General features: G+C 68.8%; 22 protein-coding genes. 10 read left to right on the top strand and 12 right to left on the bottom strand.

The genetic code is table 11. The features are described 5' to 3' along the window. Positions 1-64: 64 nt before the first annotated feature. Positions 65-1,132: a polyprenyl synthetase family protein gene (locus tag ACGFNP_RS54135; RefSeq protein ID WP_393331976.1), complete on the bottom strand. Its 1,068-nt coding sequence runs from the start codon at positions 1,130-1,132 to the stop codon at positions 65-67. A gap of 73 nt (positions 1,133-1,205) precedes the next feature. Between ACGFNP_RS54135 and metF the strand changes: the two genes are divergently transcribed. Together metF and ACGFNP_RS54125 are read left to right on the top strand one after the other, a co-directional pair. Beyond that, positions 1,206-2,129 carry a methylenetetrahydrofolate reductase [NAD(P)H] gene (gene metF, locus ACGFNP_RS54130; protein WP_358318471.1) on the top strand — a complete coding sequence of 308 codons (924 nt, stop codon included), beginning with the start codon at positions 1,206-1,208 and terminating at the stop codon, positions 2,127-2,129. Between the two features lie 220 nt (positions 2,130-2,349). Further along, complete coding sequence (locus ACGFNP_RS54125; protein WP_358318472.1) at positions 2,350-3,120, top strand: hypothetical protein; 771 nt, start codon at positions 2,350-2,352, stop codon at positions 3,118-3,120. Positions 3,121-3,123: 3 nt separating this feature from the next. Here the strand turns inward: ACGFNP_RS54125 and ACGFNP_RS54120 are convergent, their stop codons facing one another. The 4 genes from ACGFNP_RS54120 to ACGFNP_RS54105 all read right to left on the bottom strand — a co-directional run bounded on the left by ACGFNP_RS54120 (position 3,124) and on the right by ACGFNP_RS54105 (position 5,632). Then, positions 3,124-3,567 (bottom strand): hypothetical protein, encoded by a 444-nt coding sequence (locus ACGFNP_RS54120; RefSeq protein ID WP_393331972.1) that lies wholly within the window; start codon positions 3,565-3,567, stop codon positions 3,124-3,126. Positions 3,568-3,714: 147 nt separating this feature from the next. Next, on the bottom strand, positions 3,715-4,206 hold the full coding sequence (locus ACGFNP_RS54115; protein WP_358318474.1) for a hypothetical protein: 492 nt from the start codon (positions 4,204-4,206) through the stop codon (positions 3,715-3,717). A gap of 231 nt (positions 4,207-4,437) precedes the next feature. Then, complete coding sequence (locus ACGFNP_RS54110) at positions 4,438-5,145, bottom strand: GNAT family N-acetyltransferase (protein ID WP_358318475.1); 708 nt, start codon at positions 5,143-5,145, stop codon at positions 4,438-4,440. A 10-nt stretch (positions 5,146-5,155) separates the two neighbouring features. Continuing rightward, a complete protein-coding gene (locus tag ACGFNP_RS54105; RefSeq protein ID WP_358318476.1) occupies positions 5,156-5,632 on the bottom strand; it encodes a YbaK/EbsC family protein in 477 nt (158 codons plus the stop codon). A gap of 98 nt (positions 5,633-5,730) precedes the next feature. Here ACGFNP_RS54105 and ACGFNP_RS54100 point away from each other — a divergent pair, with 98 nt between their 5' ends. The 5 genes from ACGFNP_RS54100 to ACGFNP_RS54080 all read left to right on the top strand — a co-directional run bounded on the left by ACGFNP_RS54100 (position 5,731) and on the right by ACGFNP_RS54080 (position 10,191). Continuing rightward, positions 5,731-6,576 (top strand): L,D-transpeptidase family protein, encoded by an 846-nt coding sequence (locus ACGFNP_RS54100; RefSeq protein WP_358318477.1) that lies wholly within the window; start codon positions 5,731-5,733, stop codon positions 6,574-6,576. 147 nt (positions 6,577-6,723) lie between these two features. Further along, positions 6,724-8,766, top strand: coding sequence for a hypothetical protein (locus tag ACGFNP_RS54095; protein WP_393331967.1), 2,043 nt, complete (start codon positions 6,724-6,726; stop codon positions 8,764-8,766). Next, a complete protein-coding gene (locus ACGFNP_RS54090) occupies positions 8,763-9,548 on the top strand; it encodes a helix-turn-helix domain-containing protein (RefSeq protein WP_393331964.1) in 786 nt (261 codons plus the stop codon). The genes ACGFNP_RS54095 and ACGFNP_RS54090 overlap by 4 nt, the downstream gene beginning before the upstream one ends. Continuing rightward, complete coding sequence (locus tag ACGFNP_RS54085; protein WP_393331960.1) at positions 9,485-9,814, top strand: DUF5753 domain-containing protein; 330 nt, start codon at positions 9,485-9,487, stop codon at positions 9,812-9,814. Before ACGFNP_RS54090 ends, ACGFNP_RS54085 begins: the two co-directional genes overlap by 64 nt. A gap of 98 nt (positions 9,815-9,912) precedes the next feature. Further along, on the top strand, positions 9,913-10,191 hold the full coding sequence (locus tag ACGFNP_RS54080) for a DUF397 domain-containing protein (protein WP_358318481.1): 279 nt from the start codon (positions 9,913-9,915) through the stop codon (positions 10,189-10,191). On the opposite strand, the gene ACGFNP_RS54075 is transcribed toward ACGFNP_RS54080, so the two are convergent. Both ACGFNP_RS54075 and ACGFNP_RS54070 read right to left on the bottom strand, forming a co-directional pair. Beyond that, positions 10,151-10,846 (bottom strand): response regulator, encoded by a 696-nt coding sequence (locus ACGFNP_RS54075; protein WP_393331957.1) that lies wholly within the window; start codon positions 10,844-10,846, stop codon positions 10,151-10,153. The genes ACGFNP_RS54080 and ACGFNP_RS54075 overlap by 41 nt on opposite strands. Further along, a complete protein-coding gene (locus tag ACGFNP_RS54070; RefSeq protein WP_393331954.1) occupies positions 10,837-12,234 on the bottom strand; it encodes a sensor histidine kinase in 1,398 nt (465 codons plus the stop codon). Before ACGFNP_RS54070 ends, ACGFNP_RS54075 begins: the two co-directional genes overlap by 10 nt. 254 nt (positions 12,235-12,488) lie before the next feature. Between ACGFNP_RS54070 and ACGFNP_RS54065 the strand changes: the two genes are divergently transcribed. The 3 genes from ACGFNP_RS54065 to ACGFNP_RS54055 all read left to right on the top strand — a co-directional run bounded on the left by ACGFNP_RS54065 (position 12,489) and on the right by ACGFNP_RS54055 (position 16,811). Continuing rightward, on the top strand, positions 12,489-13,760 hold the full coding sequence (locus ACGFNP_RS54065) for an alpha/beta hydrolase family protein (RefSeq protein ID WP_393331951.1): 1,272 nt from the start codon (positions 12,489-12,491) through the stop codon (positions 13,758-13,760). Between the two features lie 109 nt (positions 13,761-13,869). Continuing rightward, positions 13,870-16,224 carry a penicillin acylase family protein gene (locus ACGFNP_RS54060; protein WP_393331948.1) on the top strand — a complete coding sequence of 785 codons (2,355 nt, stop codon included), beginning with the start codon at positions 13,870-13,872 and terminating at the stop codon, positions 16,222-16,224. A gap of 11 nt (positions 16,225-16,235) precedes the next feature. Continuing rightward, positions 16,236-16,811 (top strand): class I SAM-dependent methyltransferase, encoded by a 576-nt coding sequence (locus tag ACGFNP_RS54055; RefSeq protein WP_393331946.1) that lies wholly within the window; start codon positions 16,236-16,238, stop codon positions 16,809-16,811. Here ACGFNP_RS54055 and ACGFNP_RS54050 read toward each other — a convergent pair. Genes ACGFNP_RS54050 through ACGFNP_RS54030 form a run of 5 tightly spaced genes read right to left on the bottom strand, consistent with a single transcriptional unit; the run spans position 16,726 to position 21,926 of the window. Next, the gene (locus ACGFNP_RS54050) at positions 16,726-17,694 is read right to left on the bottom strand and encodes an aldo/keto reductase (protein WP_393331943.1); all 969 of its coding nucleotides are present in this window, start codon (positions 17,692-17,694) and stop codon (positions 16,726-16,728) included. The two genes, ACGFNP_RS54055 and ACGFNP_RS54050, sit on opposite strands and share 86 nt — an antisense overlap. 9 nt (positions 17,695-17,703) lie before the next feature. Continuing rightward, positions 17,704-18,687: an aldo/keto reductase gene (locus tag ACGFNP_RS54045; protein ID WP_358318488.1), complete on the bottom strand. Its 984-nt coding sequence runs from the start codon at positions 18,685-18,687 to the stop codon at positions 17,704-17,706. Positions 18,688-18,690: 3 nt separating this feature from the next. After that, entirely contained in the window at positions 18,691-19,593 is a 903-nt protein-coding gene (locus ACGFNP_RS54040; RefSeq protein ID WP_358318489.1) for a carbohydrate ABC transporter permease, read from the bottom strand. 9 nt (positions 19,594-19,602) lie between these two features. After that, positions 19,603-20,502 carry a sugar ABC transporter permease gene (locus ACGFNP_RS54035; protein ID WP_358318490.1) on the bottom strand — a complete coding sequence of 300 codons (900 nt, stop codon included), beginning with the start codon at positions 20,500-20,502 and terminating at the stop codon, positions 19,603-19,605. Next, a complete protein-coding gene (locus tag ACGFNP_RS54030) occupies positions 20,499-21,926 on the bottom strand; it encodes an ABC transporter substrate-binding protein (protein WP_393331939.1) in 1,428 nt (475 codons plus the stop codon). Before ACGFNP_RS54030 ends, ACGFNP_RS54035 begins: the two co-directional genes overlap by 4 nt. Between the last annotated feature and the right edge of the window lie 5 nt (positions 21,927-21,931).

Raw genomic sequence — 21,931 nt, 5'->3', positions numbered from 1 at the left:
GTACGGTGCGTCGTGCGTGCCGTGTGGTGCGTTGGACGGTGCGTCGTGCGTGCGGTCGCCGGGGTCAGGTGGTGCGTGAGGTGGCGGCCACCGCCAGGCTCGACAGGGCCGCGCGGGCCTCCGGCGTGATGGGCGCCTTGCCGAGGAACGTCAGTGCCTCGGCGAGGTAGTCGCCGATCATGTCCTCACACGCCCGCAGCGCCCCCGTGCCCTCGATGATGCCCCGCAGCACGCTCACCCCGTGCTCGTCGAGCCCAGGGTCGCCGAGCAGGGCTCGCACGGTCTCGGCGTCGCCGGGCGAGGCCGCGGCCAGCGTCCTGGCGACCAGCATCGTCCGCTTGCCCTCGCGCAGGTCGTCGCCCGCCGGTTTGCCGGTCTGCGCCGGATCTCCGAACACGCCCAGGATGTCGTCGCGCAGCTGGAACGCGATGCCCACGCGCCGGCCGTACTCCATGCAGAGCTCGTCCATCCACGGCGCCAGCCCGCCGGTGGCGAGCACCAGGCCGAGGCGGAGCGGTTGTTCGACGGAGTATTTGCCGCTCTTGTAGAGGGCGACGCGCAGGGCGGACTCGAAGGTGTTCTCGCCGTGCGCCTGCTCCAGCAGGTCGAGGTATTGGCCGCACATCAGCTCGGTACGCATGTGGTCGTGCACCGGCTGCGCCGCCGCGAGTGACTCGGGCGGCAGGCCGCTGCTGCGCCACATCTCGCCGGACCAGATCAGCAGCAGGTTGCCCAGCAGGATCGCCGCGCCCTCGCCGAACTGCTCCGCCGAGCCGTGCCAGGCCGACTTCTCGTGGATGGCCTGGAAGCGGCGGTGCGCGGACGGCATGCCCCTGCGCAGGTCGCTCTTGTCCATCACGTCGTCGTGCACCAGGGCGCTGGCCTGGAGGAGCTCCAGGGACGCGGCGGCGGTGAAGATCTCGGGCACGTCGGTGCCGCCCGCGCCACGCCAGCCCCAGTAGCAGAAGGCCGGGCGCAGCCGCTTGCCGCCGGACAACAGGTCGTCGGCGGCCGCGCGGAGCGGTTCGAGTTCGGTGTCGCCGGGAGCGGGCAGCTGCCGTTCGACGAACTTCCGCAGCGCGGCGTCCACCTCGGTACGCAGGGCGTCCAGGCTCGCGGCGTCAGTGGTCATAGCACTGAGACTAGTGGCCAGGCAGTGGCGGCGGATCTCCAGGGACGGGGCATGTGGCGGTAGCCTGGTCCACATGGCGCTTGGTCGACCCTCCATCCTGCCCGATCGTGTCCCCACCGTCCGCGAGCTTCTCGCCTCCGGTGCACGGTCGTTCTCCTTCGAGTTCTTCCCGCCGAAGACCGACGAGGGGGAGCGGCAGCTGTGGCGGGCGATCAGGGAGCTGGAGTCGCTGCGGCCGACGTTCGTGTCCGTGACGTACGGCGCGGGCGGCTCCAGCCGTGACCGCACGGTGGACATCGTCGAACGGCTGGCCCACGACACCACACTCACTCCTGTGGCGCATTTCACCGCCGTCAACCACTCGATCCGCGAGCTGCGCCACCTGATCGGCCGCTTCGCGGACGCGGGCGTGCGCAACATCCTCGCCGTACGGGGCGACCCTCCGGGCGACCCGACGGGGGAGTGGGTCCAGCATCCCGAGGGCGTCCTCTACGCCGAGGAGCTCGTGCGGCTGATCCGGCAGGTGGGCGACTTCTGCGTGGGCGTGGCGGCGTTCCCGTACAAACACCCGCGCTCGCCGTCGATCGAGTCCGACACCGACTTCTTCGTCCGCAAGTGCCGGGCGGGGGCCGACTACGCGATCACCCAGATGTTCTTCCAGGCGGACGACTATCTGCGGCTGCGCGACCGGGTGGCGGCGCAGGGCTGCGACACGCCGATCATCCCGTGCATCATGCCGGTCACGCAGATGAGCACGATCGCCAGGTCGGAGCAGCTGTCGGGGGCGCCGTTCCCGGCGGAGCTGGCGGCCCGCTTCGAGGAGGTGGCCGACGACCCGGCGGCCGTGCGGCGGCTGGGGATCGACCACGGGGTGGAGCTCTGCCAGCGGCTGCTCAATGAGGGCGCGCCGGGCATCCACTTCATCACCTTCAACCGGTCGAGCGCGACGCGCGAGGTGTTCGAGCGGCTCTCCGTGGTGGAGGCGCTGTCCGCGTGATGCTCGTTCACATGAAAAGCAGTTTTCTGTACGGCTGAGCCCGGTGGGCCCCAACCGCCGACCGGGGCTGGGGCCTGTCCAGGGGAACGGTTACGGGGTTCCCCGGCTTGCCGCCGTGACGTGCGTGTCGTTGGCCGTCTACGTACATGCCGGACGCGGCGGGGATGTCGGGGCCGGCGTCTAGAGTGGCGCCCACCTTGACGCGTCGATCGGAGCCGTGATGACCGCCACACCCCGGGATGCCTGGGACGACATCCTGGCCCGCGCCTTCGCTGTCCTGCTCGGCAAGCCGGTGGACGAGCACGACCCGAGCGCCTCCTACGGCGTCTACTACTGCTGCGACGATCTATCGTTCGAGCTGTTCAAGAAGGGGTTCGACATCGGCCCGCTGGCCCGGGGAGAGCTCGTCCGGGCGCCGTTTCCCACCATTCCGGTTCTGGGCAAGCTGCTGGAGGGTTGGGACCTGATCGCGCCTCACTGGACCATCGACCTGGGCCGCTCGCTCTTCTATGGCGAGGACTCCGGGCACGGCATCGACGGCCTGGAGGACGGGCTACCGGGTGCGGAGCTGGGGCGGATCCTCGTCGAGCGCGGCATGAAACCGGCGGACCTGAAACAGGCCTACATGACGGTCATGTTCCGCGCGCACACCGACGGCTCAGTGATGGACGCGATGCGGGCCGCCACCGGCACCCTGCGCGGCCCCGGCCACCTCTTCCCGCTGGAGCCGGCGTACGGGGTGGATCCCCGCTGGGACGGCCCGCTGTCCTCCATCGCCCATCCTGGGCTGAGCGAGCATCTGCGGCACCTGTGCCGAGACGAGGACACCGCCCGTGCCGACGGCGCGTTCTATTTCGGGTCCGATGCCGACGCTCTTCCCTATCCGGTGGTCGCGGGATGGCGTTTCGGGGAGGGGCAAGCCTGGTCGGCGGTGGTTCAGCTGCCAGGCAGCGGCGGGCCGCCGACGGCGTCCCGCCAACCGTCGTACTAGGGCTCAGTCGATCCGCTGGCAGATCTCCACCGGAAGCTGAGGAGACCACGTCTTGGTGGCCTCGTCGTACGCGCGGGCGTAGCCGTTCTTGAACCCGGAGCAGGGAGCGGCGATCGTCGTCTCCACATAGATGGCCCCGCCGGGGGTGATGGGGTGCGGCCGGGCGATCTCCCACCTGGCGAACGCCACCCGGCCGGTGGTGAACTTGACGGCCAGGTAGACCCGGCGGTTGACGGTGAAATTGCCGCCGGCGACCTTGAGATGGCCGTTGAAGGTGTAAGTGAACAGGAAGGGCTGGACCTGCCGGAGACCCTTGAAGGTCGCGCTGGTGATGCCCGCGGTGGATGTGGTCGACGCGTTCGCGGCGGCGCTGAGGGCCGGGACGCCCAGGGCGAGGAGGCCGGCGGTGGCGGTGACTCCGAGCAGGCTGCGGATGGTGCGGTTCATCGGGATCTCCTATGTGATGGCGTGAACCGTGCGGGCCCGTTGAAGGCTTGCGTCACCATTGATGCGCAGGTCGCCTGTAACGTGCTTACAGCGGGCTTACGTCCGCATGCAGACCGCTGTCGGTTGCCTGAACGTGAACGCTCCGGCCTAGTTGAAGTACTGCCAGATGCTGAACCTGCGCACGTAGAGGGGGATGGCGTCCCGGCCGAGCACCCGGGTCCGGCTGATGCGGGTCTTCTTGTTCATCGTGACCTTGACGCACTTCAGGAGCGCCTTGTGCCACCCCGGCAGGGCGTAGTAGGAGATGGACACGCCGCGGTGCCCCAGGCCCCGGTCGGAGAATCCCATCCCCACCTCCCGGTAGATACGTCTCGACCCCTTCAACTGGAACGCGGTGGAGCCGATGATCGCGTGATTGGCCTTCTTGGGGCAGTGCACGAATATCCGGACATGGCTGGCCTGGCGCGGGTTCCAAGGGAGGATACGGAGCCACGGGACCTTCTTCAGCGCCTTGGGAATGTGGTTCTTGCCGCCTTTCGTATCTCCCGATGTAGCGGCAAGCGTGGTGACCTGCTCGGCCGGGGCGCCTGGGCTCACCATGAGGGTGGCGGCCAGTCCGATCTGTGCGACGAGACGCATGTGTTCCTCCTGCCGGACGCCCGGGCGGCGGCATGCTCGCCGAGTGGCGTGTCACGGGTGTCGGTGAAGGGGGAGGTGCTCGGGATGACCCGGACGATGGCCACGAGTATCCCGCCTGACCAGCCTGATCAGCTCAATTATGGCGATCGTGTCGCGGACGGGAGGGGAGCCGCGCTGGTACGTTCCGCTGTTCTTGGACGGTCGGCCTGGCGCGCATGCCACGCGGGCCGATCAGGTCAGCGGGAGGCGTCTGCCCAAGATCGCGTACTGCTCGTAACCGCCAGGGAAGAGGAACGGGCTCAGCAGGTCGGTGAAGCCCATGCTGGCGTACAGGTGGCGGGCCATGGTGGGGCGGTCGTGCGTGGACAGGACCGCCGAACGCTCGGGGCGGCCCGCGCACAGGGTGGTGATCATGGCCCGGCCGATGCCCTTGCCCTGGTAGTCGGGGTGCATGTGGATCTCGGCCAGTTCGAAGGCGTTGCCCAGCCAGGCTTCGGCGGCCTCCCTGCCCGCACGGCTCTCCAGCGCGCGGAACACGACGTCGTGCCACCACTGACCCGGGGCGCCCCGGAAGCCGTAGGCGAAGCCGACGATCTTCGGGCTGGACGCGCCGCCGGGGTGTCGCGTTCCAGCGGCGCCCCGCGTGGTGTTCGGCTCCGTGGCGATCAGGCTGCTCGGTGAGGCGCCCGGCATCGAGGCCGTGAACCACCGCCTGCGCTCACTCAGCGTCGGAACCTCGGCCAAGTCCGGAGTCTCCGGGCCCCCGCGCAATTCAGCGAAGTAGCACTGGAAGTAGGGATATGTGCCGTGATTTCGCATGATGGCCTTGCGGCCGGTGATCTGGTCCGTGGGCGGACGCATGGCGGCGGTATAGATGTCGATCACCGTGTCCAGACGTTCGGTGAACTCCGCCTGGCCCGCCCCGCGAAACTCGATCACGCGTCGCACACTACTCGACGTCGACGGGGGTACCACCGGTGATACGCACCAGCTCATCGAATGTGGTGGGAAAGACAGTGAGCGGGTGCCCGCCCGCCGCCCACACGACCTCGTGCTTGTCCAGCCAGTTGTCCACGAGAGTCCGCACCGGGGCAGGATGCCCCACGGGCGCGACGCCGCCGATCGGCTGGCCCGTCGCGGCCCTGACGAACTCCGGTGTCGCCCGCCGTACCTTCTGGACCCCCGCCGTACGGGCGATCAACTCGACGTCGACGCGGTGCGCACCGCTGGTCAGCACGAGGAGCGGCGCGCCGTCGGCGTCGAAGATGAGGCTGTTGGCGATGGCGCCGACCTCGCAGCCGACCTGCGCGGCGGCGGTGGCCGCAGTGGGCGCCTTTTCCGGCAAGACGATGATTTCTCCCTTGGCGTCCAGCGCGCGGAGGGCGGTTTCCACCAGAACGGCGTTAGCCGGCAACTTCTCAGACATGGGCACACTCTAAACAGATTGACCATTGCATTACCTGGACATGGTGGTGGTGTAGGGTCCTTTGATTCGAATGTTCATGGTATGAGAGGTGGTACGGGGTGGGGGACCGACGGCTGCCCGGCGTGGCTGCTCTCTTGACGACTGGTGCGGTACTCCTGACGGGGTGCGGCACGTCCGCGACCCAGGTGCGGCTGGCCGCCGCGCCCGCCATCACGTCCATCACGACAACACCCACCGCGGCCACGCCCGCTGCGGCAACACCCAGTGCGACGCCTCCAGTGGCGGCCGCCACGGCGGGACCAAGTGCCGTCGCCGCGCCGAAGAAGCAGCTCAAGCTGGGTGCCAAGGGCGAAGCGGTCATGTGGCTGCAGAACCGGCTCAAGGGGCTCGGTTACCGCCCGGGCAAGGCCGACGGTCGCTACGGCGGTTCGACGCTGACGGCCGTGTGGGCGTTCCAGAAGGTCAACGGCATCAGGCCGACCAGCACGATCGCCAAGCGCACGTGGACCGCGCTGGAGAACCCCAGGACCCCCAAGATCCTGGTAAAGAACGGCCAGCCGACCCGCGCCGAGGTCAACCTGACCAAGCAGATCATGGTCCTGTACGTCGGCGGCCAGGTGAAGCTGATCACCCACATCTCCTCCGGCAGCGGCGTCCCCTACTGCGAGACGGCGACGTGGCAGGGCAAGAAACAGCGCTTCTGCGGCTCGGCCAGCACGCCCACGGGCGACTTCAAGACCACGTGGCGCGCGAAGGGCTGGCACCGGTCGTACCTGGGCCAGCTGTACAACCCGATCTTCTTCAACGGCGGCATCGCGTTCCACGGCGCGCTGTCGGTGCCGCTGTACCCGGCGTCTCACGGGTGCGTGCGGATGCCGATGAACGTGGCGGTCGAGCTGCCCGGCCTGCTCGGCAAGGGCGTACCGGTGCACGTGCGACGCTAGCCTCGCCGGTGATGGGTCCGTGCGCTTCGGGAGATTCTCGTCCCGGAGTTCGCGGACCTTTCGGCATGACCCGCGGAACTCGGTTGCCACTCCGCTTGTTACTTTGACTCGCTCCCACGGTGCGACCAGGGCTGTCACCATGGACGCATGTCAGGGCGCGGGCTTCTGGGGATCCTCGTCACAGCGGCTCTCGTAGCCGCGTCCGTCGTCCTCGGGGTGCTCGGCACCGCGTGGGACAAGCCCATGAACGCCGTGGTATTCGTCGTCACCTTCGTGGCGGCCGTGGTCTCGGCTCTGTACACCGTGCGCTCCTACCGCGTGGCCAAGGCCGGTTCCCCACTCACACTCGCCCAGGTGGCCGACGCGCTGGCCGGTATCGTGCGCGCCCAGTGGCGGCTGGAGGCCGAGCACTGGTCGGTCGGCGAGCCGCTGCATCCGTCCTACCACCCGGTTGCCGAACTGAGCGGCTCGTGGACCGGCCTGGTGAAGGCGGCGGCTGAGGCCTCCTCGCGCCACTGGGGCAGAGGCTTCGCCGACCTGGCCGGCGACGCGGGTGACATCGCGCGCGTCTTCTCCCGGGTGCCCACCGGCAAGCTGGTGATCTTAGGCAGGGGCGGGTCGGGCAAGACCGTGCTGGCCGTTCATCTCGTGCAGAGTCTGCTGACCCGCAGGCGGCCGGGCGGGCCGCTGCCGGTGCTGCTGTCGGTGGCCTCGTGGGATCCTGAGGCCCTTGACTGCGCCGACTGGGCCGTCCGCCGGCTTGAGCTCACCTACGCGGGCCTGCGCGCCCCCGTCGCCGATGGTGGGCCGAGCAGGGCCAAAGCGCTACTCGACGCGGGGCTGCTGGTGCTCGTGCTGGACGGCCTCGACGAGATCCCCGCCGCAGCCATAGGTGTGGCGGTCGACCGGGTGAACAGGCTCGGGCCCGGCCAGCCGTACGTGGTCACCTGCCGGAGCGCCGACTACCGGGCCATGACCTCGGCGCAGGCAGGCGCCGTACGCCTGCACGGCTGCGCCGTCGTGGAGATGGCCGACGTGGACCCAGCCGTGGCGGCCGAATACCTGACCCAGACCACGGGCGACCCGGCACGCTGGGACCGAGTCACAGACACGCTGCTGTCCAGTCGGCACACCCCGCTGACTGAGGCACTGTGTACGCCGATCATGGTGTCTCTGGCCCGCGAGTACTACAACCCGCCCAGGACGACCAGCCGCGATGCTCCGCCACCTGACCCAGCCAGGTTGCTTGGCTTCTCCAGTCCAGCCGAGATCGAGAACCACCTTCTGGACAGTTACCTCACCGCCGCCTATCGCAGCCACGGGCGTGCTTCAGGGGTGCGGCGCGGCCATCATTGGGATCCGGTCAGCGCCGAGCGCACACTGCGCTGCCTGGCCGGTTACCTGGCCGGGCGCCAGAGCAACGACCTGGCCTGGTGGCGGCTCTACCGCATCGTGCCGGGCTTGACCGCCATCGACAAGCTCGTTATCGCCGCCTCGATCACCGCGGCGGTCACGCCGATCACCGGCAGCCTCTGGTACGGCCTGGCGTGCGGCGCCGTCGGGCTGGTGGCGGGTGGGCTGATATTCGGCACTGAACGGGCGTTGGCCGACGGTGAGCCGCGTCGCCTCGGGCTCCAGCGGCCCACGGTCGCGCAGTGCATGAGCACGATCGTGTTCGCCGTGCCCGTGACGCTGCTGTTCTGGGCGCTGGCCGACCTAGGGACCGCGCTGGTCCTGGGTGTGTGCGTGGCCCTGGGCGGTCCGGTCACCAACACACTCAGCCTCAACGGCGGCGCCGCGATCGACGTGGTAACGCCGCGCAGGGCGCTGCGTGACGACCGGCGGGCCGCCTTTGTCCACGCCGTGGAAGCCGGCGGGTTGAGCGCGGTGGTGGGCTGGGCCATCATGCGGTCGTTTCCCGAGATCGGCGGCGCGGCGGGCGCGGCCACTATGGGGCTCGCCCTCGGGCTCACCGGCTGGTTCGGCAGCGCGGCGGGTCGCTTCGCTCAGACCAGACTGTGGCTGTACCGTCACGGGCTGCCGCTACGGCTCATGAAGTTTCTCGACGACGCCCACGACCGCGGGGTACTGCGCCGGTTCGGCCCGTTTTACCAGTTCAGGCATGCGCTGCTGCGCGACCGGCTGGCGGATCTGCCCGGCGAGAACGCGGGCCGTACCTCGACGGCGTGATCAGAGGGGTCAGCCTGTGCGGCGAGGCGCCCGCGATTGACGAATTCCCTGGATGCCGTCCTTCGCGGGTATCTCCACCCACACCACCTGCCGGCCCGAGCCCTCATCCCGTACGCCCCACCGGGCCGCGAACGCCTCGACCAACCACAACCCGCGCCCGCCGCAGTCACCGACCTCGGCTTCTCGCACCTGACGAGCTCGCTGATCACCAGCCGCACATCGTCGGTGTCCATGTGCCCGGCGGCCGTCAGGATCTCTGCGACACACCGAAGGGCAAGCGACACCGAACGCTCCACCCCCGGCAACACGATCTCGCCCAGGAACTGCCCGCTCACATCCCCACCGTTGCCAGCACGCATCTGGCCAGGGAGCTTCGGGCTCAGCGTGACAATGCGGGCATGAGTCAAGAGGCCGTCGCCGAGGAGATGGGCTGGGCGGAAAGCAAGCTATATCGGATCGAGAACGACAAAAGCCGCGTCTTGCAGCGCGACGTCAAACGCCTTCTCAAGCTTTATGAGACTGAGGAGAAGCAGGCGGAGGTGATCGCCGAGCTTGGTCGCCTCGCGGGCGAGCCGGACTGGTGGCATCAATATTCGGGAGCCATCCCGGAGTGGTTCCAGGTCTACGTGGTGCTGGAGGCATCTGCCTCGCATGTCTTCGGCTACCAGTCGGAACTCGTTCCCGGAATCCGCAGACCGAAGGCTACGCGCGATCGATCATGTCCACTGCGCCCGAGCCCGACTCCGACGTCGAGGTCGACAGCCAGGTCCAGGTTCGAGTGAACCGCCAAGCCCGACTCACCGAGAAGAACCCGCTCAATGTCTGGCTTGTGCTGAATGAGGCTGTTATCCGCCGCACGGTAGGTGGGCCCAATGTCATGCGTGAACAGGTCGAGCACCTGATCAAGGTCGCGCAACTCCGCAACGTGACCCTGCAGGTCCTCCCGTTCACGAGTGGCGAGCACAGTGCCATGCACGGCTCGTTCAACCTCTTGAAGTTTCCGACAGAAGACGCACGAAGTGGAGCGATATCGCCTGATGCTCGATGATCTTCGCGCCCGCGCGCTCGGTCCTGGTGAGACGATCGCCGTGCTCCACGCAGTGCGGGCAGGGTTAGCGTGAGGACTGCAGTGAGGGAAAGCCCATCGTGGACCTAAACGCCGCAATCTGGCGCAAGAGCACTCGGAGCGGTAACAACGGCGGCGACTGCGTAGAGGTCGCCGTCGTGCGTGGCCGCGACGCAGGAGTCACCAACAAGGCCGGCGAGGAGTTCGTCGTTCTCGTTCGTGACACCAAGAATCGGGATCGTGAGCCGCAGGTGTTCACGATCCCGGAATGGGACGCTTTCCTGGATGGTGTGCGGGGTGGGCAGTTCGATTCGTCCGTCATGCTTGAGGAGTTGAGGGGCGTTCCGAGCCCGGGGTGATCAACCCGGTCTCGTACGCGAGCACGACCGCCTGAACCCGGTCCCTGAGGCCGAGCTTGGACAGGATGCGAGCGACGTGGGTCTTCACCGTCGTCTGGCTGAGGCTCAGTCGTTCGGCGAGTTCGGCGTTGCTCAGTCCGGCGGCGAGCAGGCGCAGCACCTCCAGTTCCCGGGGCGTCAGCTCCGACAGGTCGCGGTGGACGGCCGCCCTGGCCTCGTCGCGGCGGGCGAACCGTTCGACCAGGCGGCGGGTGATCGTCGGGGCGAGCAGGGCGTCGCCCGCGCGGACCAGGCGTACCGCGGCTACCAGGTGCTCGGGCGTGACGTCCTTGAGCAGGAACGCACTGGCCCCCATGGTGAGCGCGGCGTAGACGTAGTGATCGAGGTCGTAGGTGGTCAGGATGAGGACGCGGGTCTCGTCCGTGGCGCCTGCCATGATCTGCCGGGTGGCTTCGAGGCCGTCCATCTCCGGCATCCGGATGTCCATGAGCACGACGTCGGGCCGGGTGCGCCGGACGGCGGCGACAGCTTCGGCGCCGTTGGCCGCCTCGGCCGCCACCTCGATGCCGTCGGCGGCGAGGATCATCCCGAAGCCGCTGCGTACCAGCGCCTGGTCGTCGGCGATGACCACGCGCAGCGGCCTGCTCACGTCCATGGAACCCTTGCCTTGATCTGGTAGCCGCCGCCGCTCCTCGGTCCCGCCCGCAGGGTGCCGCCGTAGAGCGCGAGCCGCTCGCGTAGCCCGATCAGGCCCCTGCCCTGGCCGTCTCCGGCGCGCGTCACCTGCCGACCGCCGCTGTCGGTGACCCCGATCGTCTGCTGGCCGCCGGTGTCGGCGAGTTCGATCGCCTGCCCGCCGCCGGTGTCGGTGACCTCGATCTCCAGCCAGTTGCCGCTGTGGCCGATCGTGACGGACGCCGTCGCGCCGGCCGCGTGCTTGATCGTGTTGGTCAAGGCCTCCTGTACGACGCGGTACGCGGCCAAATCCACCCCCGGCGGCAGCGGGCCGGGCGGTGGAGCGACCTCGACGCTGACCGGAACTCCGGCTGCGCGAACCCGTTTGATCAAGGAGTCAAGCTGGTCGAGCCCTGGTTGGGGTTCGAGTCCGTCCGCGCCCGCCCGCGCGCTTTCCGGACCGGCGAGCAGGCCCATGACGTGGCGTAGTTCGGCCATGGCGGCCCGGCCGCCGGCTTCGACCGCCAGCATGGCCTGCTTCGACTGGGCCGGGGCCGTGTCCATCACCTTGCGCGCCGCTCCGGCCTGGATCACCATCACGTTCACATTGTGGGTGACGACGTCGTGGAGTTCGGCGGCGATCCGGGCGCGCTCCACCTCGACGGCCTTGCGCATGGCCTCCTCCTGAGCCTGCTGGAGTGCGGCGAACCGGTGACGGCCGGCGTCGAGCCGCTGCCTCCAGAACCGGCCGGAACTCGCGGCGACTCCAGCGCTCAGCACCACCACCAACGGCCCCAGCCAGCTCGGCAACGGTGGTACGGAGTCCTGGAAGGCCGCGCCGGCCAGGACGGTCGCGAGGACGAGGCCGCCCATCGCCAGCGCCCGGTGACGGCTGTGGGCCACGGCGCCATAGGCGGCGATGGCGAACGTCAGCACGGTGATCCAGGTCGCGTCGTCGGAGGTGGCCAACGCCGCGACCAGCACCACCCAGAAGGTGGTCAGCGGATACAGCCGCCGTACCGCCAGCGGCAACGCGGTCAGGACCACCAGGAGCGGAAACGGGCCCGAACCTTCCGAGTCGTCGGCGGAGGGATTGACCGGCCGTACCAGCCTGCCAGGCCGGACCTCGCTGCTTCGTGGCTGAGGAGCGGGCCGCAGTCGCAAGGGCTCCATCAAGGGGTGTTGCCGCACGTCGACGCGGCCGGGACCACCGTCTGTCGTGCTCGCCGTCGCGGCCACCGCGACCACCGTCAGGACGATCGCGAGCAGCAGGTCGGCGAGGAGGGACCGGCGCGAGGGCCGGGCGGGTTCCCGCTCAGGGCGCAGCGCATCCAGCCCAACCTGCCACCATCCACGTCGTTCGCTCACTGTCACTGATGCATTGTCCCGACTGCACGGTACGTCCCGCGTCAGCCTCGGTGACCGGGCCCGGCGTCCCCCAGGAGTACATCGCAGGGATGACACGGCCGGCGGTCGTCCTCAAGAAGGGGCCGATATCAACAGGACAGCCGACGCGGGCGAATCTCCCGCGCGCATAGCTTGCTTGCTGCCATCGGCCGCCCGTCGAGACTCCGTGGAGACTCCATCGAGGCGGCCGCTCCGATCAGGAAGGACGACAGTTCATGGGTCATGTGATCGCGCGGAGAACAACGCACCGGGGCGCCACCGCCGTCGCGGCGCTGCTCGCCTTCGTGGCCGCCACCTCCTGCGCCCCCGCGTCGGCAGCCGGGCCGGACCGGTCCGCCAGCCCCTCGCGCACGCCGTCGTCCACCTCCGCCGGGCCCGACTCCGCCAGGCCCGCCGCCGCCGGTCTGGCGTCCCTCCGGAACGGCGCGCCGTACCTCCCCAAACCGACCGGCTCCCAGCCGGTCGGCACCACGTCCCTGTACCTCAAGGACACCTCCCGCGCCGACCCCTGGGTTCCCAGCGTGAAGGCGAGGGAGCTCATGGTCTCCCTGTGGTACCCGGCGAAGTCCCGCGGTGGGAAGACGGCCCCGTACATGACGGCCAAAGAATCAGAACTTCTCATGAAAGACGGGGAAATAACCGATCTCCCGCTCGACCTGCTCAGCAAGACGCGGACCAACGCGATCACCGACGCGAAACCCGCAGGTCAAAGGCGCAGCCTGCCGCTGGTGGTGCTCTCCACCGGCTTCACCGAGCCCCGGAGCTCGCTCACCGCACTGGCCGAGGACCTGGCGAGCAGAGGGTACGCGGTGGTCTCCATCGGCCACACGTACGAGACCGAGACGAGTCTCCCCGGCGGACGGATCACCACCTGTGTGGCATGCGAGGTCAAGAAGAAGGACCAGACATTCTGGGACAAGGTGGGGGCGACCAGAGCGGCAGACGTCTCCTTCGTGCTGGACGAACTGACGCGCGCACACTCCAAATGGAAGAGCGCCGAGCTGATCGACCCGGCCAGGATCGCGATGGCCGGTCACTCGGCGGGCGGCGCGAGCGCTGTGGGGGCCATGCTCAAGGACTCGAGGGTACGCGCCGGGATCGACATCGACGGCACCGCGTTCGTCCCCGTTCCGGAGAGCGGGTTGTCGCGGCCGTTCCTCTTCCTCGGCACGCAGGCGAAGCACAGCCCGGGCGGAGACGTCACGTGGGACAAGGCCTGGCCGAACCTGACGGGGTGGAAGCGCTGGCTCGTGGTGGCGGGGGCGGAGCACGTCTCGTTCACCGACATCGCCGTGCTGGGCGAACAGATCGGCATCTACCGGAACACCGCCCTGCCCCCTGCCCGTTCCATGGAGATCACCCGCACGTACGTGGCGGCGTTCTTCGACCAGCACCTGCGCGGGAAGCCGCAGCCGCTGCTCAATGGGCCGTCTTCGCGTTTCCCCGCGGTCAAGCTGTGTGACGTCGAGCAGAAGACGTGCGCTTAGCCCCCTAACCGACCCCTCCGCGCCCCCTGAATATCCCGAATTCGCTGGCCGAAATCACCGCAGGCGTCCTGTCATGGAAGCCGACGAGGGGAACGAGAGGTGCTGTGCCATGCGGAGACGCCTGCGTGCCGGGGTGGCGCTGGTCGCCGGACTGGTGGTGAGCCTGACGGCGCCGTCTGTCTCGGCGCAGTCACGGCAGGCCACGGAGCAGTACGTCCCGGGGCTCAGGCAGCCGGTTGAGCTGCTGGTGGACCAGTGGGGTGTGCCGCACATCTACGCGCGGAACACCGACGACCTCTTCCTCGCCCAGGGATTCAACGCCGCCAGGGACCGGCTGTTCCAGATCGACCTCTGGCGGCGCCGCGGCCTGGGCGAACTGTCGGCGGTATTCGGCCCCGCCTACGTGGAGCAGGACAAAGCGACGAGGATGTTCCTCTATCGCGGAGACATGGACCGGGAATGGTCGAGCTACGGCCCCGGAGCGAAACAGGCCGCGACCCGGTTCACCGACGGCATCAACGCCTACGTGCGGTGGCTCGCGGCGAATCCGGAGAGCATGCCGCCCGAGTTCCGGCAGCTCGGGTACGCGCCCGCGCTCTGGCGGCCGGAGGATGTGGTGCGGATCAGAAGCCACGGCATCTCCAAGAACGTCTTCAGCGAGGTCCTCCGATCGCTCCTTGTCTGCGCGGGAGGAATCAAGGCCGCCGGATCCCTGTGGCAGCTGGAACCCGAACGGACCGTCGCCCTGCCCAAGGGACTCGACCCCTGCGACGTGCCCGTAGACGTGTTGCGGACGTACGACCTGGCCACCCGGGGCGTGGTCGTCGAGAACGGCGCGTTACGCCTGGCCCCCGCCGACCCCGCGGGCGCCGAAGGCAGCAACGCCTGGGCCATCTCGCCGGGCCGGTCCGCCACGGGCCGGCCCATCCTGGCCAGCGACCCGCACCGGTCGCTGACCGCGCCCTCTCTGCGCTACCTGGCCCATCTGTCGGCGCCCGGACTCGATGTCATCGGGGCCGGTGAACCCGCGCTTCCGGGGATATCGATCGGGCACAACGGCACCGTCGCGTTCGGCCTGACCATCTTCGGCACCGACCAGGAAGACCTCTACGTCTACCAGCTCGACCCCGACGACCCGGGCAGGTACCGGTACGGCGACGGCTGGGAGCGCTTCAAGACGACCACCGAGCAGGTGCCGGTCGCGGGCAGCGCGCCGGTCGAGGTGGAGCTGCCCTTCACCAGGCACGGGCCCTTGCTCAAGATCGACCGGCAGCGCAACCTCGCGTACGCCCTGCGCACCACCTGGCTGGAGCCCGGCACGTCGCCGTACTTCGGCAGCCTGACGTACATGGGCGCCCGCGACTTCACGGAGTTCGCCACGGCCATGAGCACCTGGGGCGGGCCACCGGAGAACCAGGTTTATGCCGATAAATCGGGCAATGTTGGTTGGGTGCCTGGCGGCCTCACTCCCAAGCGCACCGGCTACGACGGCCTGTTGCCCGTCCCGGGCGACGGCCGCTACGAATGGGACGGCTTCTACGACGGCGCCCGCCTGCCCCGCTCCTACAATCCGCGCCGGGGACTGGTCACCTCGGCGAACGAGTTCGACCTGCCCGCGAATCATCCCGTGCAGGTGGGGTTCGAGTGGGATCCTCCCTACCGTAAACAGCGGATCGACGAGGTGCTCGCGTCAACCCCGCGCAGTTCGGTCGCGGACTCGATCCGTCTCCAGTCCGACAAGGTGTCCAAGCCCGCCCAGCGGATCGTACGCGTGCTCGCCGGCCTGACCAGCACGGATCCGGACACCACGCGGGCGCTGGAGCTGCTCCGGTCCTACGACGGGGCGGCGGAGGCGGACTCGCCGGCGGCGGCCCTGTTCGAGCCGTGGTTCTCGCGCCATCTCGTGCCGGCCTTCCGCCGAGCGGTGCTGCCGCCGACGGTGGCGGACTTCATCCCGGTCACCGATGCCCGCCTGCTGGTCGACGCGCTGGAGAACCCGGAACGCTGGTTCGGGTCCGGAGGGACGGCCACGCGGGACGAACTGCTGGCCATGACACTGGCCGCCGCCTACCGCGAAGTCGCCGGGCGGCTCGGTGCCGACCCGCGGGTGTGGAAGTGGGGCGCGCTGCAGTACACCGAGTTCGCCGGCCCTGTCGGCGCGAACGTGGGCCCCTTCCCCCGGGGCGGCTCGGCGTACACGGTGGACGCCTCCACCTACGACCCGGCCACGTACCGGCAGTCGTCCGGAGCGTCGTTCAAGATGGTGCTCGACGTCGGCCAGTGGGACAACTCCCGCGCGGTCAACGCTCCCGGCCAGTCCGGCGATCCGCGGAGCCCGCACTACCGGGATCTGGCGGAACGCTGGAGGTCGGGCGAGTACTTCCCGCTCCTGTACAGCCGCGCCCAGGTGGAACGGTACGCCGCGATCAGGATCACGCTGCGGCCGGGCGGACCTGGGCGATAGCTTCGCGTGTCATGGCGTTCAATCACAATGATCACTATCATCCGCTTCTGCTCAAGCAGATTCCGGAAGGGGCAGGCACCGCCCTGGATGTGGGTTGTGGGTCCGGCCGGTTCGCTCGGCGCCTGGCCGGGCGGGGGCTCGAGGTCGACGCGATCGATTCGTCCCTGGAAGCCATCGAGGTGGCCCGCTCGATCCCGGGTTCCGTACGGTACGAGCAGGCCGACATCGCGTTGGCCGAACTGCCGAGCGGCCGGTACGACTTCGTCTCGTGTCTGGCGAGCATCCACCACGTGCCGTTCGAGACGGTGAGCCTGTTGCGTGGATCGCTCGCCCCCGGTGGGGTGCTGGCGATCCTCGGCTGCTATCGGGAGAGCACGCCGGCGGACTACGCGACGAGCTTGTGCGCGGTGCCGGTGAACGTGGTCGCGCGCCTGCTGTCGAGGACTGGTGCGAAAGAGGAAGAGATGGTGGTCGCCAAGGCGATGATGACCTTGCCGGAGATCAAGGCGGAGGCGGCGACGCTGCTGCCCGGAGCCGTGATCCGCCGTCTCCTGTTCTGGCGCTACCTGCTCGTGTATCGAGGCTGAGGGCCGGCCAGAGGGCGTCGGGGATGGGGTGGTCCAGGGCGGCGAGGTTGGTGGTGATCTGGGCTGGTTCGTGGGCGCCCACCAGGATGGAGTGGACCGCCGGGTGCTGGAGGGGGAACCGCAGGGCCGCGGCCGTCAGCGGGACGTCGTGCTCCTGGCACGCCGCGGCGATCCGCTGGACCTCCGGTGCGGCGTCGTCCGGGGGCGGGCCGGTCAGTTGACCGCGGTGCAGGAGGCTGGCCGCGACGACGGGGATGGCCCGCTCCTGGCACAGGGGTAACAGCTTCTCGAACGCCGACCGGCGCAGCAGCGTGCACTGGTTGGCGGCGAGCAGGAGGTCGGGGTCGGCGTGCTTGACGAAGTCGACGAGCATCCGCGACTGGTTCATGCCGACGCCGATCGCCCGCACCACGCCCTGGGCGCGCAGGTCCGCCAGGGCGGGGTAGGCCTCGTCCAGCGCCTGCGGCCAGTGGCGGTCGGGGTCGTGGATGAGCAGGATGTCGATCCGGTCCAGGCCGAGGCGGTCCAGGGAGTCCGCGACGCTGCGCAGGACGCCGTCGCGGGTGAAGTCCCACTCGACATGGTGATCGTCGGGGACCGCGAAGATGCTCGCCTCACGCGACCCGTTGGAGCCGGGCTTGACCAGCCGGCCGACCTTGGTGGACAGGAGGTATTCGGACCGGGGGCGGGAGCGCAGCGCCCGGCCCAGGCGCCGCTCCGCCAGGCCGAGGCCGTAGAAGGGGGCGGTGTCGAAGTAGCGGATGCCGGCCGCCCAGGCCGTGTCGATCACGGCCTGGGCCTGGGCGTCGGAGATGGGCTGGAGGTAGTTCCCCAGGGGTCCGCCGCCCAGGCCCACCCGGGGGAGGGCGAGTGAGGGAGTCACCGTGTGCTGCTACGCATCGACACCCGCCTCCTTGATGGCCCGGTCGATCTGGGCCAGTTCGTCAGTGGTGAAGTCGAGCCGGTCGACGGCCGCGACGTTCGCCGCGAGCTGCTCGGGGCTCGACGCGCCCACCAGTACCGACGTGATGCGCGGGTCCCGCAGCGCCCACGCCAGCGCCAGCTGGGCCACCGACTGCCCGCGGGCCGAGGCGAGCTCGCCCAGCGCGCGGACGAACGTCAGCACCTCGGGCGTGACCCGGTCGGCGGTGAGGAAACGGCCCTCGGCCGCCCGCGAGTCGGCCGGGATGCCGTTCAGGTAGCGGTCGGTCAGCAGGCCCTGGGCCAGCGGCGAGTACACGACGCAGCCCATGCCCTCGCGCTCCAGCACGCCCAGCAGCGACTCCTCGATGCCTCGCTTGATCATCGAATACACCGGCTGGTGCACCACCAGCGGGGTGCCGAGGTCGCGCAGCAGCCGGGCGGCCTCCGCCGTACGTTCGGGGGAGAAGTTGGAGACCCCGACATAGAGGACGCGGCCGGTGCGCACCATGTGGTCGAGGGTGCTCACCTGCTCTTCCAGCGGCGTGGCGTCGTCGTCGCGGTGCAGGTAGAAGATGTCCACGAAGTCGAGGCCGAGCCGGTCCAGCGAGCGGTCGAGCGTGGCGAGCAGGTGCTTGCGCGAGTTGCCCTTGCCGTAGGGGCCGTCCCACATGGGGTTGCTGCCCTTGGTGGTGACGACGATCTCGTCACGGTGCCCGCGCAGGTCCTGGCGGAAGATCGTGCCGAACGTCGACTCGGCGGCCCCGAGCGGCGGGCCATACCTGTCGGCGATGTCGAAGTGGGTGATGCCGAGGTCGAGCGCCTTGTGCAGGATCGCGCGCTGGCTGTCGAGCGGCTTGCCGCCGCCGAAGTTGTGCCACAGGCCCAGCGAGACCGCGGGGAGCTGCAGGCCGCTGCGGCCACACCTTCTGTACGGCTGACGTTCGTAATTCAAAACTTACCTTCCAGCGATTCCGGTGAGCGTGACGCCCCGGATGAACGTTTTCTGTGCCAGGAAAAAGACGATGAGTATGGGCATCATAGAGATGATCGAGACGGCCATCATCTGGTTGTACTGGGTGACGTACTGGCCGCTGAACATGCCCAGCCCCTGCGCGAGGGTGATCTTGTCCACCGACCGGAGGTAGATGGAGTTCTCCAGATACTGGTTCCAGTTCCCGACGAAGGAGAACAGGCAGATCGCCGCGATCGCCGGTCTGGCCAGCGGCAGCATGACGCTCCACAGGATGCGCAGCTCCGAGGCGCCGTCGATGCGGGCGGCGTCGATGAGCTCCTGCGGGATCGTGGTGAAGAACTGCCGCAGCAGGAAGATGTAGAGCGCCACGCCGAAGAACTCCGGCACGATCAGCGGCAGATAGGTGTCCACCCAGCCGAGCTTGGAGAACATGATGAACTTCGGCACCAGGGTGATCTCACGGGGGATCATCATGGTCGCCATCAGCGCGCCGAACATGATGGTGGCCGCCGGTGCCCGCATCCTGGCGAAGGCGTAGGCGGGCAGCACGCACGAGAGGAGGTTGCCGGCCATGGACAGCCCGGTGATCACGATGGTGTTCACCAGGAACCTCGTGAACGGCAACGAGCCCGACCAGCCCTTGACGTAGTTCTCGAAGTGGAAGGAGTCAGGCAGCCACTGCGGCGGGAAGGCCAGGTTGTCCGCGTCGGACTTCAGCGAGGTCGTCAGCATCCACAGGAACGGCAGCAGGAACACCGCCGAGCTGACGGCGAGCAGGACATAGGCGCCGGTGCGCCGGATCCGCCTGATCCGATCGGCCTGCTCCACGGTCAGGGGCGGCCCCGGCCTGGTGCGCGCGGGCCTGGCCGCGGTCTCGACGAGCATCGGCGTACCTCACTTGAACTCGTAGTGCACCCAGCGCCTGGCCAGGCTGAACTGGATCGCGGTCACGGCGATGACCAGCACGAACATCGCCCACGACAGCGTCGCCGCGTACCCCATGTCGAAGTAGACGAAGGCGTGCCGGTAGATGTAGAGGCCCAGCACCATCGTGGCGTTGCCGGGGCCGCCCTCGGTCATGACGAGGATGAGCACGTAGCTCTGCAGCGCGGCGATGAACCCGGTCACCACGTTGAAGAAGATGACCGGCGACATCATCGGCACCGTGACGCTCCAGAACCTGCGCCACCACCCGGCGCCGTCGATCTCGGCCGCCTCGTAGAGCGTCTTCGGGATGCCCTGCAGGCCGGCCAGGTAGATGACGATCGTGTTGCCCGCGCCCCACACGCTCATCAGCACGAGCCCGGGGATGGCCCACTCCTGCGAGGCCAGCCACCCGGGGCCCTGGATGCCGATCGAGGCCAGCACCTTGTTGATCAGGCCGTAGTCGGGGTGCAGGATGTTCAGCCACAGCAGCGCGGTGGCCAGGCCCGACACCACCGAGGGCAGGTACATCACGGTACGGAACAGGCCCTGGAAGCGCAGCGGCTGGTTGAGCAGCAGCGCCAGCAGGAAAGTGAACGTCACACCGAGCGTCACCGCGCCCAGGCCGTACTCCACGGTGTTCCCGATCGACTCCCAGAACTCGGGGTCGTTGACCATGCGCTCGTAGTTGGCCAGGCCCACCCAGGTCGGCGACTGGAGCAGGTTCCACTTCATGAAGCTGAGCACGATCGCGGCCAGGATCGGGCCCACGCTGAAGAGCACGAACCCGATCGTCCACGGAGAGGTGAACAGGTAGAAGCGCCGCGCCTCCCTGCGGGCCAGAGTGCCGCGGGCGCTCACCGCGGTCATGCGATCTTGTTCTCGCTGAGGACCGGCGTGACCTTGCCGGCCATCTCCTTCAACGCGTCGTCCACGCCGATCTTGCCGAGCTGCGCCCGCTCCCAGATCGGTATGGCGGTGTCCACGACCTTCTTGTTGGCCGGCAGCCGCAGCACGCCGTCGTCCGAGGCGTAGTCGGCCATGATCTTCTTGACCAGCTCCGCCTCCTCCGCCGGGATGCCGAGCGCCTTGGCGTTGTCCTCCCACGCGGACTGGCGGGCCGGCGCGGCGATCCGGCGGAACTTGTAGCCGGAGGCCGACAGGTACTCGTGCATGTAGATCCAGGCGGCGTCCTTGTTCTGCGCCGAGGCCGCCATCACCAGCGCGCTGCCGACGGCCGGCGTGGTGCGGCCCTCCGGCCCCTTGGGCATCTGCGTGGCGCCCCACTTGAACGCCTTCTGCTTGGACAGCTCCAGCATGACCCACGCGCCGTTGAGGAACAGGGCCGCGTGCCCGGACTTGAACGGATCGACCTTCTCCAGCAGCTGCAGCTCGGCCAGGCTGGGCACCGCCTTGTCCTTGAGCAGCAGGTCCATCCAGCGAGCCATGACGTCCCTGGCCTTCGGATCGGTGATCATCACCTTGGACTCGGCCGCGTCCAGGAAGCGCCCGCCGAACGGCATCAGGTACACCGAGCTCAGGTCCGGCGCCGGCTTGGGCATCGGCGAGACGCCGTAGATCTTCTCCGCCCCCGACCCGCTGGTCAGCTTCTTGGCCGTCTCGAAGAGCTTGTCCCACGTCCAGCTCTCGTCCGGGTAGTCCAGCCCGGCCTTGTCGAACAGGTCCTTGTTGTAGAAGAGCAGCTTGGGCGCCATGTCGGTGGGCAGCCCGTACAGCGCGCCGTCCCGCTTGAAGTAGCCGAGCCCGCGCTGCGGGATGTCCTTCATGTCGAACTCGGGCGTCTTGGCGATGTAGTCGTCCAGCGGTTGCAGGACCTTGTTGGCGATGAGGTTCTGCGTCCAGGAGTAGTGGTTGTAGAGCACGTCGGGCAGCGAGCCGCCGGCGGCCTGCGCCATGTACTTGGTGAGGAACTGGTCGAACGGCGCCGACTCGCGCTTGATCTCGATGTTCGGGTGGCGCTTTTTGAAGAAGAAGTCGAACTGCGCGTTGCGTACCTCGGTGACGGCGTCCGTGGTGAACGCCAGCGTGATCACGACCTTGGACGCCGGGTCGGGCACGTCCGTCTTCGGCCAGGTCAGCGAGTTGTTGAGCTGCTCGGCCTCCTCGAAGGGCCAGTCATCGCTGGCCGGTCGGTTCGGGTCGATCACTTGGGCGCCCGACTTGACCGGGGCCGCCGCCTGCTTCGCCTGACGGTTGTCGCCGCAGGCGGACAGTATGGGCGCGGTCGCCGCCGCCACCGCGAGGGCCAGCATCTGCCGACGGTTCATCTCCATGGGGG

It is taken from the genome of Nonomuraea sp. NPDC049269 (genome assembly GCF_043197155.1).
Classification (GTDB): Bacteria; Actinomycetota; Actinomycetes; order Streptosporangiales; family Streptosporangiaceae; genus Nonomuraea.
This window is presented reverse-complemented; position numbering and strand designations above follow the sequence as displayed.